Here is a 13,464-nt window from a genome sequence, read left to right as displayed (position 1 = left end):
TATTTTCAACGCTGATTAGCTAGTAGCTGTTTTTTTAGCTGCTGTTTTCTTAGTTGTGCGCTTAGCTTTTTGTTTGCCGGCAGCTTTTTTCTTGGTTTCCATGGCTGGTTTTTGCGCTTGCACCGGGGCTGATTTTTCAACTTTTGCAGTAGCGGCAGTAGCGGCAGTAGCGGGTGTAGCTGCAGTGGCGGGAGTCTGGGCTGCAGCTGGGGTGGAAATCACGGTCAGCGGCAGAGCCAGAACGATTGCGCTGGCAAGTACAGAGAGAAATTTCTTCATGATGGACTCCGGTGGATGGAACATGGACTTAGCGTCTGTGCTGCTGTAGCGACAGTCCTGCGACTGGTTAACGGCTGCTTCAACACCTATCTTTAACGCCGGCTCGCTGGCGGTGGTTGACTGCTCTGCGTATAAAGTTTTATGGCATCCCAAATTCGGTGCCAAGCGCTGTAGCACGTTGCTTGGCCGCTTGCATGGCGCGTATAAACAACGCTTTGACGCCGTCTTGCTCCATAGAGTTAAGTGCCGCATAGGTAGTGCCGCCTTTGGATGTCACGCGTTCACGCAGTATTTGGGGTGACTCTGATGATGTACTGGCCAGCTCGGAGGCGCCGACAAACGTGCCTATGGCAAGTTGCTGTGCTTGCGCGGCGCTCAAACCCATTTGTACGCCGGCTTCGACCATGGACTCGATAAAGTAAAACACATAAGCGGGCCCAGAGCCAGAAAGCGCGGTTACGGCGTCTAGCTGGGTTTCGTCATCCAGCCAAAGAAACGCTCCGGTGGTGGCGATGACACTATCGACCAGCTGTTTTTGTGTCGGCGTAACGGCATTGCGCGCGTAAAGCGCCGTCATGCCTTTGCCGACCAGTGCTGGGGTGTTCGGCATAGCGCGCACTATAGATTGACTGTCTAGCCAGTGGGCAATGCTGTCTGAGCGCACACCGGCGGCTACGCTGAGGTGCAAGGCCTTTGGACAGTGGCTGCAAGTTTGCATTGCCGCTTCTCGGAACATTTGCGGTTTGACGGCCCACACCAACATGTCGGCTATCAGTAGTGAGTCGCTAGGAGCGGCATGGACTTCAATACCGAATTGCGAGACTAGTTTGAGGCGTTGGGCTTCGAACGGTTCTATGACTTGAATTTGTGCCGGTAGCAGGCCTTGTTTTAATAGGCCGCCAATGATGGCGCTGGCCATATTGCCGCCACCAATGAAGGCGATATGGTTGGAACGTGTGTTGTTACTCATTTAAGGCTAAGTTAAGTTGAAAATGGGCTAGGTCTAATCAAGTGCAGAGTTTTTAGCATGGTAAACCGCTAACTTGCCGAGCAGCGGGCTATCTCGTCAGCCCGTCACCGTAGTCTTTTGGTTGTTTTGTGTGCAAATTCCAAAGGTTATTTCAACATTCGGTGTTGACAACTGCAAATGCTCGAGCATAATCGTGGGCTTCGCTCTTAAAAAGCGGAGACCTTCTGCCCAAAGGAAGCATTGCGAGTGGTTCGCGGTGTGGACGACGGGCCCAAGACTGACTGGTGCGTGACTTTAACTTCAAAATTAAGGCTGCAAACTGGTGCAAGTTGGGAACAAACATAAATGATTCAAACGCAATCCAAACTCGATGTTGCTGACAATACGGGTGCTAAATCCGTAATGTGCATCAAAGTGCTGGGCGGATCCAAGCGCCGGTACGCCAGCGTCGGGGACGTCATCAAGGTCAGCATAAAAGAAGCCGCTCCACGTGGCCGCGTCAAAAAAGGCGAGGTTTATAGTGCAGTAGTCGTTCGCACCGCCAAAGGCATTCGCCGCGGCGATGGTTCGCTGGTTAAATTCGACGGCAACGCAGCAGTGTTGTTAAACGCCAAGCTCGAGCCAATCGGCACGCGCATCTTCGGACCAGTCACGCGCGAATTGCGCACTGAAAAGTTCATGAAGATCGTGTCTTTGGCTCCTGAAGTTCTGTAAGGACAAGCCATGAACAAGATTCGCAAAGGCGACGAAATAATCGTCCTCACAGGCCGCGACAAGAGCAAACGTGGCACGATCACGCAGCGTATTGACGACAGCTATGTGCTGATTGAGGGCCTGAACCTGGTGAAAAAACACACCAAGCCAAACCCCCTCAAAGGCACTGTTGGCGGTATCGTCCAAAAAAGTATGCCGATTCACCAGTCCAACATAGCAATATTTAATGCTGCGTCGGGCAAGGCTGATCGGGTTGGAATCAAGTTGTTGGCTGACGGCAAAAAAGTGCGCGTCTTCAAGTCCAGCGGCGAAGAAATTAAGGCTGCATAAATATGGCACGCTTACAACAATTATTCCGCGAGAAAATCTCGCCGGCGTTAATCGAGAAATTCGGTTACACCACCCCAATGCAAGTTCCACGCATCACCAAGATCACCCTCAATATGGGCGTGAGCGAGGCGGTAGCTGACAAGAAAGTCATGGACAACGCTGTGGGCGACATGACCAAAATCGCTGGCCAAAAGCCTGTGGTTACCAAAGCTAAGAAAGCTATCGCCGGTTTCAAGATCCGTGAAGATCTGCCAATCGGTTGCATGGTGACTTTGCGCGGCGTTCAGATGTATGAATTCCTTGATCGTTTCGTGACCGTGGCTTTGCCCCGCGTTCGTGACTTTCGCGGTATTTCCGGTCGGGCCTTTGACGGCCGCGGCAACTACAACATCGGCGTGAAAGAGCAGATCATTTTCCCTGAAGTTGAATACGACAAAGTTGACGCTTTGCGCGGTCTTAACATCAGCATCACTACAACGGCTAAGACCGATGAAGAGTGCAAAGCACTGCTCACCGCCTTCCGTTTTCCGTTCAAGAACTGAAGGCGCAAGATGGCAAAACAAGCACTGCTCCAACGCGAAATCAAGCGCGACAAACTCGTCGCTAAATTCGCTAAGAAACACGCAGAACTCAAAGCAACGTCGAACGACGCCAAGCGCTCCGATGAAGAGCGTCAACTGGCCCGTTTGGAGTTACAAAAGCTGCCCCGCAACGCGAACCCGACTCGTCAGCGTAATCGCTGCGCGATCACCGGCCGCCCACGTGGCACGTTCCGTCAATTCGGTCTGGCTCGCGCCAAGATCCGTGAACTAGCATTTGCAGGTGATATCCCCGGTATCACCAAAGCAAGCTGGTAAGCATAGAGGAAGCACAAAATGAGCATGAGTGACCCTATCGCCGACATGTTGACACGCATTCGGAACGCACAAATGGTTGAAAAAGCCATCGTTCAGATCCCGTCGTCAAAAGTCAAAGTTGCAATCGCACAAGTCTTGATGGATGAGGGCTACATTGATGGCTTCTCCGTCAAGGACAACGAAGGCAAGCCCCAGTTGGAAATCGCCCTGAAGTACTATGCAGGTCGCCCGGTGATTGAGCGCATTGAGCGCGTCAGTCGTCCCGGCCTTCGCGTATACAAAGGCCATGGCGCCATCCCACAAGTCATGAATGGCTTGGGTGTGGCAATTGTTACGACACCACAAGGTGTTATGACTGATCGTAAAGCTCGCGCTACCGGCATCGGTGGCGAAGTGCTTTGCTACGTGGCCTAACGGCGGCATTGAGAGGATAAAAGATGTCTCGTGTAGGAAAAATGCCCGTCTCCGTGCCTGCTGGCGTGGAAGTGGCTCTTAAAGCTGACCAAATCAATGTCAAAGGTGCCCTCGGCGCCCTGGCGCTGGCTCAGAACCCACTCGTCACCGTCAAAAATGACGATGGCAAGTTGACGTTCGCGCCAGCTAATGATTCGCGTGAAGCCAATGCAATGAGCGGCACTATTCGCCAGCTCGTTAACAATATGGTGACCGGCGTCACCAAAGGCTTCGAGAAAAAACTCAATCTGGTTGGCGTGGGCTTTAAAGCTCAGGCCGCGGGCGCTAAGCTCAACCTAACCATTGGTTTTTCACACCCTGTGATTATGGATATGCCCGCTGGTATCACTGTTACGACCCCAACCCCTACTGAGGTTGTGATCAAAGGCTCTGATCGTCAACGTGTTGGCCAAATCGCTGCTGAAGTTCGTGCTGTTCGTCCTCCTGAGCCCTACAAAGGCAAAGGCATCCGTTATTCGGATGAGAAGATCACGATTAAAGAAACCAAGAAGAAATAAGGAGCTGCAAAATGTTGACCAAAAAAGAGCAGCGCCTTCGTCGTTCACGTCAGACGCGTATCCGCATCGCCAATCAAGGTGTTGCCCGTCTTACCGTGAATCGCACCAATCTGCATATATACGCCACAGTTATCTCTGGCGACGGCACGAAAGTTCTGGCGGTTGCCTCTACTGCAGAAGTAGAAGTTCGCAAAGAAATCGGCGCCTCCGGTAAAGGCGGAAACGTTGCTGCTGCGCAAGCCATTGGCAAGCGCATTGCTGAAAAAGCAAAAGCCGCAGGTGTAGAAAAAGTAGCGTTTGATCGCGCTGGTTTTGCGTACCATGGCCGCGTAAAAGCGCTGGCTGATGCTGCACGCGAAGCTGGTTTGCAATTCTAAGCAGACTGGAAAAATAGTATGGCTAAGTTTCAAGGCAAATCACAAAACGATACTCCAGACGATGGTCTGAAGGAAAAAATGATCGCGGTCAACCGCGTCACCAAAGTTGTGAAGGGTGGCCGTATTCTCGGTTTCGCCGCACTAACTGTTGTAGGTGACGGCGACGGCCGCGTTGGCATGGGCAAGGGCAAATCGAAAGAAGTGCCAGCAGCCGTGCAAAAGGCTATGGAAGAAGCGCGTCGCAATTTGACCAAAGTGTCATTGAAAAACGGCACGATTCACCATAATGTCTTCGGTCATTGGGGCGCAGCCAATGTCATGATGATGCCAGCAGCAAAAGGTACCGGCATTATTGCTGGCGGCCCAATGCGCGCTGTGTTTGAAGTCATGGGCATTACCGATATCGTGGCCAAAAGCCATGGTTCGAGCAACCCATACAACATGGTGCGCGCCACGCTGGACGCACTGAATAACTCCACCACGGCTTCTGATATTGCAGCCAAGCGTGGCAAATCGGTCGAAGAGATCTTCGGCTAAATGCCAAAGGCTCCAGGAGTATTTAAATGACTATAGAAAATAAAGTTAAAGTCCAGCTGATTCGCAGCCCGATTGGAACCAAAGAGTCACACCGCGCTACTGTGCGTGGTCTGGGTCTGCGTGGTGTCAATAGCGTTAGCGAATTAGAGGATACGCCCGCAGTGCGCGGAATGATCAACAAGATCAGTTATCTGGTCAAAGTTATCTAAGCGGAGACTCGAAATGCAATTGAATGGAATGAAGCCTAGTGAAGGCTCTAAGCACGCCAAGCGCCGCGTTGGACGCGGTATTGGTTCTGGTATTGGTAAAACAGCTGGACGTGGTCATAAAGGCCAAAAGTCACGTGCTGGTGGTTACCACAAAGTCGGTTTTGAAGGCGGTCAAATGCCTATGCAACGTCGTCTGCCAAAGCGCGGTTTTAAATCGCACTTACTCAAGTTCAACGCTGAGGTAACCCTCACGTCGCTCGAGCAACTCGGTTTGGCCGAAGTCGATCTTTTGGCGTTGAAAACGGCTGGCCTTGTGGGTCAGATCGCTAAAAACGTTAAAGTGATCAACACTGGCGAATTGACAATAGCAGTTAAGCTCAATGGAATCGGTGCTACTGCTAGCGCCAAGACCATTATTGAAGCTGCTGGCGGCTCCGTAGCCTGATTTTCAGAACTAACTCGACTGGACTAACTCGTGGCGACTAACTCAGCTCAAATTGCAAAAACCGGCAAGTTCGGTGATTTGCGCAGCCGGCTTGTGTTTTTGCTACTGGCACTGGTTGTGTACCGCATAGGCGCACACATCCCGGTGCCGGGAATTGATCCTGGGCAACTTAAAGCATTGTTTAGCGGACAGCAGGGCGGCATATTGAACTTGTTCAATATGTTTTCTGGTGGCGCTTTATCTCGCTTTACTGTGTTTGCGCTGGGCATCATGCCTTACATTTCCGCTTCCATCATCATGCAATTGCTAACCTATGTCGTCCCGACATTTGAGCAGTTGAAAAAAGAAGGTGAAAGCGGTCGCCGCAAGATTACTCAATACACTCGCTACGGCACTTTAGGATTGGCATTGTTCCAGTCCATGGGTATCGCAGTGGCACTCGAGAGCTCTCCTGGTTTGGTGCTTGCACCAGGCTTTGGTTTTCGAATGACAGCGGTAGTGAGTTTGACGGCGGGAACCATGTTTTTAATGTGGTTGGGCGAGCAAATAACCGAGCGCGGTTTGGGTAACGGTATATCGATACTTATCTTTGCGGGTATTGCGGCCGGGCTGCCAAATGCAGCCGGCGGTTTACTTGAACTGATACGTACCGGTGCAATGAGCATATTAGTAGCAATACTTATCATTGCCGTGGTCGCTCTGGTGACTTACTTTGTGGTTTTCGTCGAGCGTGGACAGCGTAAAATACTGGTCAATTATGCAAGGCGGCAAGTTGGTAATAAGGTCTACGGGGGGCAATCTTCCCATCTGCCTTTGAAGCTTAATATGGCTGGTGTTATACCTCCCATCTTCGCTTCGTCTATCATCTTGCTTCCCGCAACTTTAGTTGGCTGGTTTAGTACTGGTGAAAGCATGCGTTGGCTAAGAGATATAGCCAGCACGCTGACACCAGGTCAACCTATTTACGTCATGCTTTACGCTGGTGCGATTGTGTTTTTCTGCTTCTTTTATACGGCATTGGTTTTCAATAGTCGTGAAACTGCAGACAACCTCAAGAAAAGCGGTGCGTTCATTCCTGGTATTCGCCCGGGTGATCAAACTGCTCGCTACATAGATAAAATACTGGTTCGGTTGACGCTTGCCGGCGCTGTCTACATCACATTTGTGTGTTTACTGCCCGAGTTTCTGATTCTGAAATACAACGTGCCGTTTTACTTCGGTGGAACGTCGCTAATGATTATTGTGGTTGTGACTATGGATTTCATGGCACAAGTACAAAATTACATGATGTCGCAACAGTACGAGTCGCTTCTTAAAAAGGCGAACTTCAAGACATCACCGGGCGGTTAACTGGTTAGCCAGATACCTGCAAGGCCTGGTGACAGGGTTGCTGTTGAACCGATGCCATACGATTTATCGCTGGCGCGTAACGTGTTTCGTGCCAATAAAGCACTTTGATAAGTTTAGGAGAATAGAAATGAGAGTTTCAGCTTCGGTCAAGAAAATTTGCCGTAACTGTAAAGTTATTCGTCGCAAGGGCGTCGTGCGCGTCATCTGCACAGACCCACGTCACAAACAGCGTCAAGGCTGATTTCAAGAAGTTTAGAGGAAGAACATGGCTCGTATAGCTGGTATTAACATTCCGCCGCAGCAACATTCCGAAATCGGTCTGACTGCTATTTTTGGCATTGGTCGCACACGCGCTCGCAAAATTTGCGAAGCTTGCGATATTGCTTTCTCCAAAAAAGTCAAAGATTTGACTGATGGCGATTTAGAAAAGATTCGTGATCAAATCGCGCTTTTCACCATTGAAGGTGACTTGCGTCGTGAGACCACGATGAACATCAAGCGCTTGATGGACATCGGCTGCTACCGTGGTTTCCGCCATCGTCGCGGTCTGCCAATGCGTGGTCAACGTACCCGCACCAATGCACGTACCCGTAAGGGTCCGCGTAAGGCAGCAGCTTCGTTGAAGAAATAATTGAGAGGACCACATGGCTAAGTCACCAAGTAATAACGCGTCACAACGCGTACGTAAAAAAGTTCGTAAAAACGTTGCCGATGGTATCGCTCACGTTCACGCGTCTTTTAACAACACCATCATCACCATCACGGACCGTCAAGGCAATGCTTTGTCATGGGCTTCGTCTGGTGGTCAAGGTTTCAAGGGTTCGCGTAAATCGACTCCTTTCGCAGCCCAAGTGGCTTCGGAAGTTGCTGGCCGCGCTGCCATTGAACAAGGTATTAAAAACCTTGATGTTGAAATCAAAGGTCCAGGTCCAGGTCGCGAATCTTCGGTTCGCGCTTTGGGCGCACTCGGCATTCGTATCAATTCGATCGCTGACGTGACACCGGTTCCACATAACGGCTGCCGTCCACAAAAACGTCGTCGTATTTAATTCCCGTGTTCTGGCCTGCGCTGACTGTTTACAGTCTGCGTGGGCCTGAACGTTTCACTCAAGCCCACCGCCATTGATTACTGTTTTTTAAAATACAGAACTGTGGCTCCTGCAGCGATGCAGTAGATGACAAAAGGATATTCAAGTGGCACGTTACCTAGGCCCCAAGGCCAAACTTTCCCGCCGTGAAGGCACTGACCTCTTCTTGAAGAGTGCTCGTCGCGCTATTGCTGATAAATCCAAGTTTGATTCCAAGCCTGGTCAGCATGGCCGTACCTCCGGTATGCGTACTTCTGACTACGGTCTTCAACTGCGTGAAAAGCAGAAAGTCAAGCGTATGTACGGTGTGCTCGAGAAGCAATTCCGCCGCTACTTCGAAGAAGCTGATCGTCGCAAAGGTAACACCGGCGCCAATCTGTTGTTCATTCTGGAATGCCGTTTGGACAATGTCGTATACCGCATGGGCTTTGGATCAACCCGCGCTGAAGCGCGTCAGTTGGTTTCACACAAAGCTATCACCGTGAACGGTGGTTCGGTGAACATTCCTTCCTACATGGTCAAAGCTGGCGATGTGGTTGCAGTTCGCGACAAATCGAAGAAACAAGTCCGCGTTGCTGAAGCTCTGCAATTGGCCCAACAAGTTGGCATGCCAGCATGGGTTGATGTGAGCATCGACAAGGGCGAAGGCCTGTTCAAGAAGGTTCCAGACCGCGACGAGTTCGCTGCTGACGTCAACGAATCGTTGATCGTTGAGTTGTATTCACGCTAATTTAGTTCCTGCGTGGCGGGATACCCGCCACGCGGGTCCCACTTCGCCGGCCTTATCGGTGTAACGAGCCGAGGGTATTGAGAGGAAGATCGAATGCAGACTAATTTACTAAAACCTAAAACCATCAATGTTGAGCCACTGGGTGTTAATCGCGCCAAAGTGACTCTCGAGCCGTTTGAACGCGGTTATGGCCACACACTGGGCAATGCACTGCGCCGCGTTTTGCTGTCCTCTATGGTCGGCCACGCAGCTACTGAAGTGACTATCGCTGGCGTACTCCATGAGTACTCTTCCATCGATGGCGTTCAGGAAGACGTTATCAACATCTTGCTCAACCTCAAGGGCGTGGTGTTTAAACTTCACAACCGTGACGAAGTTACCCTGAGCTTACGCAAAGACGGCGAAGGCCCAGTTACTGCCGCTGATATCCAGACGCCACATGACGTCGAGATTATCAATCCGGAACATGTGATTGTGAATTTGTCGCACGGCGGCAAGATTGACATGCAAATCAAGGTCGAAAATGGTCGTGGTTATGTACCTGGTAACCAACGTCGTTATGGCGACGAGTCGACCAAATCAATTGGACGTATTGTTCTTGATGCTTCGTTCTCGCCGGTTAAACGTGTGAGCTACGTTGTTGAAAGCGCGCGTGTTGAGCAGCGTACAGACTTAGATAAATTGGTTTTAGAAATTGAAACCAACGGTGCTGTGACTGCAGAAGATGCGGTTCGTGCATCCGCTAAAATTCTGGTTGAGCAATTGGCAGTATTCGCACAGCTTGAAGGCAATGAGTTGGCTGCATTTGATGCGCCAGTTCAACGCAACTCACAGCAGTTCGACCCTATCTTGTTGCGCCCAGTTGACGAGCTTGAGTTGACGGTTCGCTCCGCCAACTGTCTCAAGGCTGAGAACATATACTACATCGGTGACTTGATCCAACGTACGGAAAATGAGTTGTTAAAAACTCCTAATCTGGGTCGTAAATCACTCAACGAAATTAAAGAAGTTCTCGCTTCGCGTGGTCTTACTTTAGGTATGCGTCTTGAAAGCTGGCCGCCTGCAGGGCTAGATAAACACTAATCAAAAAATGTTCACCTCAACATGAGGTGACGTACCTGCAGTACCTGATACGGCTGCACGGAAATTAAAAAAGGAAAATTCTCATGCGACACGGACACGGACTTAGAAAACTTAACCGCACTAGCTCACACCGCTTGGCTATGCTGCGCAATATGATGAATTCGCTCTTGCAGCACGAAGCCATCAAAACGACTTTGCCAAAGGCAAAAGAGTTGCGCCGTGTGGTTGAGCCAATGATCACACTTGCAAAAGTGCCAAGCTTGGCTAATAAGCGCCTTGCATTTGATCGTTTGCGCGACCGCGATATGGTTGTCAAGCTTTTTGCAGTGTTAGGCCCACGTTACAACACCCGTCCAGGTGGTTACACGCGTATCCTGAAAATGGGTTTCCGTGTTGGTGACAACGCACCTATGGCTTTAGTTGAGCTGGTCGATCGCCCTGATGTTAGCGAAATAGTTGAAATTGACGCTGCTAAAGCTTAATTTAGGTTTATAATAAATACTTGACGCGCGGTGGAGCAGCCTGGTAGCTCGTTGGGCTCATAACCCAAAGGTCGTAAGTTCAAATCTTGCCCGCGCAACCATTTTCTGAATAACCATTTTCAGTAAACAAAAAGCCCGTTTATTCGGGCTTTTTGTTGTCCAAAATTAGTTAAAACTTAAAGTAATTTTTTAACGTGATAAGTTTGAGCAAGACACAAACTAAACGCGCTTGCACGCTCTAAATTGAATTTTTGCTAAGTGACGGATACAGACATTGTTCTTGTCACTTTTACAAATTAAGTTTTGCCCACTATTGGCTAAAAAACCTCAATAATACAAAGTGCGGATTCAAGTCTGAAGTGCCTCACGCCATGCTTTCGCTAGCTTGATTTGAGAATTGTGTAGACGATTAAATCTGAGCTAGGCGCTAAAAATTATCAGCATTAACAATTTTGTTCTTGATACCCAAGAAATAAAGACTCAAGCACATCAGACGGGCTAATCGCTTGATTCGTAATAGTCAACTAACTCCGACACAGCTGTGCTGTTAACACAAGCGATGTACTTGTGAGTTAGCAGCCTAAGTATCTCCAACTGCTTAATATTTCATTCTTTAAGTTAGATGCCAACAGGGATTGATTTGCCGCGTTATGTGGTGAAAAAAATCTTCAACACCGACTTAAGCGGATCAATTCTTTGATTTGAGGCAGTTCAGAAAATTGCTTGGATTTGAGAAAATCGATTAATCAATGCGGTCTAATCGGTAGCCGTACCCGTATACCGGCGTCATTTTCCATCCTTTAGAGCCATCGAGAAAAATCTTTTTGCGCAGTCTACTGACATGTGTATCAACAGTGCGGGTGTCCACATCGGCATTGATGCCCCAGACCTTGTTTAGTAAGTGGTCGCGCGACAAAAGTCGTGCAGGACTCTGAAACAAGTAGACGGCTAAATCGAATTCTTTTTGCGTTAACGTCACTGGTTGTCCGTCCATGGATAACAAATGACGCGGTATGTCTATCTCATAAGCACCCAGTCTTAGGACGGGTAGGCCGCCAGGAGTTGCACGTCGCGCGGCAGCTTTCAGTCTAGCGAGTAGCTCCTGCGGTTTTGGGGGCTTGACGAGAAAGTCATCTGCGCCAGCTTGCAAAGCTTTAACCACTGTGAGTTCATCGTCGCATGCTGTCAAAACTAATATCGCAATCTTCCAGCCCAGATTGTTGCGTACCCAGTCAAGGGCTTCATCACCGCTGCCATCAGGTAGCATCCAGTCAAGTAACAATGCATCGAAATGCTCATGTTTAAGACCAACAAGCAGTGAGGCGACTGTTGAAAAACCAGTATGACTATGCCCTCCAGTTGCTGCCAAAAGTCCGATCAACGCCCGTTGGTCAGCATCATCTTCCAGTATGGCTATGTGCACGATAGTTCCAAATAAGTTGTATCAAGAATTTCAGTGTAACCATAAGTTAGTACTTAAATTTAAATTAATAATTTCTATTCAAACGGTTCTCAGATCTACAAAAGGACGCTCGAGTTAGTCGGTATCTCAAAGATTCTGGTGGCTAATATTGATGCTTTTTGAAGAGGCTGCACCAATCATTTTCATACGAAAGAGTCAACGGCCTCTTCTACACTGTCATGAATGCTTAGCACTCTATGCATGCGCATTAATTCAAAAAGTGCGAATACTGGCCGCGCCATCGCACATAAACGAAAGTCTCCTTTGCGGCTGTTCGCATCGCGCAAGCATGAAATGAGTGCACCTAAGCCTGAACTGTCTACAAATTTAAGCTGTGACATATCCAGCACTATTCGTGTTTGAGTTTGCATCAATGTTTGGACGGCATCTCTGAAGGTGCGAACGTTGCTGGCATCTAAATTGTCTTCTTGATAATGAATTAACAGCACACGGTCGCCCTGTATTTCATGTATTAGTTCCATTTTTTAACCCTCGCGGATTCAAGTCTGAAGTGCAACTTTGAAATTAACCGTACGGGTGGGTGAGATGTGAGAGCATCCAAGCTTCCCGACTACCAAGTCAAAGTTGACCAGAATGATTTACACACACCTCACCCGTGACGAACGTTACCAGATTGCAATCCTCGTCAAAGCAAACTTCAATCAAAGTGAAATTGCAAAAATGATGGACCGTGATAAATCGAGCATCAGCCGTGAGTTGCGTCGTAACCGCGGTCTACGAGGCTATCGCCCTAAGCAGGCAAATGACAAAGCCCAAGAACGTAGACTTGCCTGCGCCAATAGTCCTAGAGTTGCTGACTCGACATGGGCTGTAGTGGAGGAAAAGTTGGCTGAGGCTTGGAGCCCCGAGCAAATCAGCGGCCACCTCGAAGCTAGCCACCAACCCGGTGTTAGCTATGAGAGCATTTACCAGTACATCTACGCTGACAAACGCGCGGGCGGCACCTTGCATAAAACACTGCGTTGCCAGAAGACGCGAAAAAAACGCAGCAGTGGCCGTGAACGGCGCGGCACCATCTCTCACCAGGTCTCAATAGAACTGCGACCCGACATCGTGCTTGAGCGTGCGCGCTTTGGCGACTGGGAGGCTGATCTGGTGATTGGTGCCGGGCAGAAGCAAGCACTAGTGACGATTAATGAGCGTGTCTCTCGCTATTCAATAATTTTCCACGTGCCATTCAAAACAGCGCAAGCCGTAGGGGACGCGTTAATCACTTTACTCAAACCGTTCGCTCATTGCGTGCACACTCTCACGACTGATAACGGCAAGGAATTTGCCCAGCATGAACGAATAGCTTCTGCGCTGAGTGCAGATTTCTTTTTCGCCCATCCATACGCCTCGTGGGAGCGTGGGGCGAACGAGAATATGAACGGTTTGATTCGCCAGTTTTTCCCAAAGGGGATGCGCTTTAATTGCATCACCGACGATGACATTGCTTTAGCGATGCACAGGCTCAATCATCGTCCTAGAAAATGTTTAGGGTATCGAACGCCGCATCAGGTTTTTATGGAACAGTTAGAGTCCTATCAGCATACGGTTGCACTTCAAGCTTGAATCCG

General features: G+C 49.4%; 22 protein-coding genes and 1 tRNA gene. 19 read left to right on the top strand and 4 right to left on the bottom strand.

Annotated features, from left to right (window positions below; translation table 11 throughout):
• Positions 1-15: 15 nt before the first annotated feature.
• On the bottom strand, positions 16-432 hold the full coding sequence (locus HC248_RS15845; RefSeq protein ID WP_168923330.1) for a hypothetical protein: 417 nt from the start codon (positions 430-432) through the stop codon (positions 16-18).
• Positions 419-1,249 carry a pyrroline-5-carboxylate reductase gene (gene proC, locus HC248_RS15840; RefSeq protein ID WP_168923329.1) on the bottom strand — a complete coding sequence of 277 codons (831 nt, stop codon included), beginning with the start codon at positions 1,247-1,249 and terminating at the stop codon, positions 419-421. The genes HC248_RS15845 and proC overlap by 14 nt, the downstream gene beginning before the upstream one ends.
• A 345-nt stretch (positions 1,250-1,594) precedes the next feature.
• Here proC and rplN point away from each other — a divergent pair, with 345 nt between their 5' ends.
• The 18 genes from rplN (at position 1,595) to HC248_RS15750 (ending at position 10,523) form a co-directional block, all read left to right on the top strand.
• Positions 1,595-1,963, top strand: coding sequence for a 50S ribosomal protein L14 (gene rplN / locus HC248_RS15835; protein WP_007869247.1), 369 nt, complete (start codon positions 1,595-1,597; stop codon positions 1,961-1,963).
• Between the two features lie 9 nt (positions 1,964-1,972).
• Positions 1,973-2,293, top strand: a complete 321-nt coding sequence (rplX, locus tag HC248_RS15830) for a 50S ribosomal protein L24 (protein WP_168923328.1) — start codon at positions 1,973-1,975, stop codon at positions 2,291-2,293.
• Between the two features lie 2 nt (positions 2,294-2,295).
• Positions 2,296-2,835: a 50S ribosomal protein L5 gene (gene rplE, locus HC248_RS15825; protein WP_168923327.1), complete on the top strand. Its 540-nt coding sequence runs from the start codon at positions 2,296-2,298 to the stop codon at positions 2,833-2,835.
• A 9-nt stretch (positions 2,836-2,844) separates the two neighbouring features.
• The gene (gene rpsN, locus HC248_RS15820) at positions 2,845-3,150 is read left to right on the top strand and encodes a 30S ribosomal protein S14 (RefSeq protein ID WP_168923326.1); all 306 of its coding nucleotides are present in this window, start codon (positions 2,845-2,847) and stop codon (positions 3,148-3,150) included.
• A gap of 18 nt (positions 3,151-3,168) precedes the next feature.
• On the top strand, positions 3,169-3,564 hold the full coding sequence (gene rpsH / locus HC248_RS15815) for a 30S ribosomal protein S8 (protein WP_168923325.1): 396 nt from the start codon (positions 3,169-3,171) through the stop codon (positions 3,562-3,564).
• Between the two features lie 23 nt (positions 3,565-3,587).
• On the top strand, positions 3,588-4,121 hold the full coding sequence (gene rplF / locus HC248_RS15810; protein ID WP_168923324.1) for a 50S ribosomal protein L6: 534 nt from the start codon (positions 3,588-3,590) through the stop codon (positions 4,119-4,121).
• An 11-nt stretch (positions 4,122-4,132) separates the two neighbouring features.
• Positions 4,133-4,498, top strand: a complete 366-nt coding sequence (gene rplR, locus HC248_RS15805; RefSeq protein WP_168923323.1) for a 50S ribosomal protein L18 — start codon at positions 4,133-4,135, stop codon at positions 4,496-4,498.
• Positions 4,499-4,516: 18 nt separating this feature from the next.
• Positions 4,517-5,035, top strand: coding sequence for a 30S ribosomal protein S5 (gene rpsE / locus HC248_RS15800; protein ID WP_168923322.1), 519 nt, complete (start codon positions 4,517-4,519; stop codon positions 5,033-5,035).
• Positions 5,036-5,061: 26 nt separating this feature from the next.
• Positions 5,062-5,244: a 50S ribosomal protein L30 gene (rpmD, locus tag HC248_RS15795; protein WP_168923321.1), complete on the top strand. Its 183-nt coding sequence runs from the start codon at positions 5,062-5,064 to the stop codon at positions 5,242-5,244.
• Between the two features lie 13 nt (positions 5,245-5,257).
• Positions 5,258-5,689 (top strand): 50S ribosomal protein L15, encoded by a 432-nt coding sequence (gene rplO / locus HC248_RS15790; RefSeq protein ID WP_168923320.1) that lies wholly within the window; start codon positions 5,258-5,260, stop codon positions 5,687-5,689.
• 30 nt (positions 5,690-5,719) lie between these two features.
• A complete protein-coding gene (gene secY / locus HC248_RS15785; RefSeq protein WP_168923319.1) occupies positions 5,720-7,039 on the top strand; it encodes a preprotein translocase subunit SecY in 1,320 nt (439 codons plus the stop codon).
• 127 nt (positions 7,040-7,166) lie between these two features.
• Positions 7,167-7,280 carry a 50S ribosomal protein L36 gene (rpmJ, locus tag HC248_RS15780; protein WP_028820150.1) on the top strand — a complete coding sequence of 38 codons (114 nt, stop codon included), beginning with the start codon at positions 7,167-7,169 and terminating at the stop codon, positions 7,278-7,280.
• A gap of 24 nt (positions 7,281-7,304) precedes the next feature.
• Complete coding sequence (rpsM, locus tag HC248_RS15775; RefSeq protein WP_168923318.1) at positions 7,305-7,670, top strand: 30S ribosomal protein S13; 366 nt, start codon at positions 7,305-7,307, stop codon at positions 7,668-7,670.
• A 13-nt stretch (positions 7,671-7,683) separates the two neighbouring features.
• The gene (gene rpsK / locus HC248_RS15770; protein WP_168923317.1) at positions 7,684-8,088 is read left to right on the top strand and encodes a 30S ribosomal protein S11; all 405 of its coding nucleotides are present in this window, start codon (positions 7,684-7,686) and stop codon (positions 8,086-8,088) included.
• A gap of 145 nt (positions 8,089-8,233) precedes the next feature.
• Positions 8,234-8,857, top strand: a complete 624-nt coding sequence (gene rpsD, locus HC248_RS15765; protein WP_168923316.1) for a 30S ribosomal protein S4 — start codon at positions 8,234-8,236, stop codon at positions 8,855-8,857.
• A gap of 93 nt (positions 8,858-8,950) precedes the next feature.
• Positions 8,951-9,940 (top strand): DNA-directed RNA polymerase subunit alpha, encoded by a 990-nt coding sequence (locus HC248_RS15760; RefSeq protein ID WP_168923315.1) that lies wholly within the window; start codon positions 8,951-8,953, stop codon positions 9,938-9,940.
• An 83-nt stretch (positions 9,941-10,023) separates the two neighbouring features.
• On the top strand, positions 10,024-10,422 hold the full coding sequence (rplQ, locus tag HC248_RS15755; RefSeq protein WP_168923314.1) for a 50S ribosomal protein L17: 399 nt from the start codon (positions 10,024-10,026) through the stop codon (positions 10,420-10,422).
• A gap of 24 nt (positions 10,423-10,446) precedes the next feature.
• Positions 10,447-10,523: transfer RNA gene (locus HC248_RS15750), tRNA-Met, on the top strand.
• Positions 10,524-11,164: 641 nt separating this feature from the next.
• On the opposite strand, the gene HC248_RS15745 is transcribed toward HC248_RS15750, so the two are convergent.
• Both HC248_RS15745 and HC248_RS15740 read right to left on the bottom strand, forming a co-directional pair.
• Positions 11,165-11,845 carry a response regulator transcription factor gene (locus tag HC248_RS15745; protein ID WP_168923313.1) on the bottom strand — a complete coding sequence of 227 codons (681 nt, stop codon included), beginning with the start codon at positions 11,843-11,845 and terminating at the stop codon, positions 11,165-11,167.
• Positions 11,846-12,027: 182 nt separating this feature from the next.
• Positions 12,028-12,366: an STAS domain-containing protein gene (locus HC248_RS15740; protein WP_168923312.1), complete on the bottom strand. Its 339-nt coding sequence runs from the start codon at positions 12,364-12,366 to the stop codon at positions 12,028-12,030.
• Positions 12,367-12,478: 112 nt separating this feature from the next.
• Here HC248_RS15740 and HC248_RS15735 point away from each other — a divergent pair, with 112 nt between their 5' ends.
• Positions 12,479-13,459: an IS30 family transposase gene (locus HC248_RS15735; protein ID WP_168920864.1), complete on the top strand. Its 981-nt coding sequence runs from the start codon at positions 12,479-12,481 to the stop codon at positions 13,457-13,459.
• Positions 13,460-13,464: the final 5 nt, after the last annotated feature.

The organism is Polaromonas vacuolata, from assembly GCF_012584515.1.
Taxonomy (GTDB): domain Bacteria; phylum Pseudomonadota; class Gammaproteobacteria; order Burkholderiales; family Burkholderiaceae_C; genus Polaromonas; species Polaromonas vacuolata.
The sequence above is the reverse complement of the archived record's forward strand: the minus strand, read 5'-3'. Positions and strand labels throughout refer to the sequence as shown.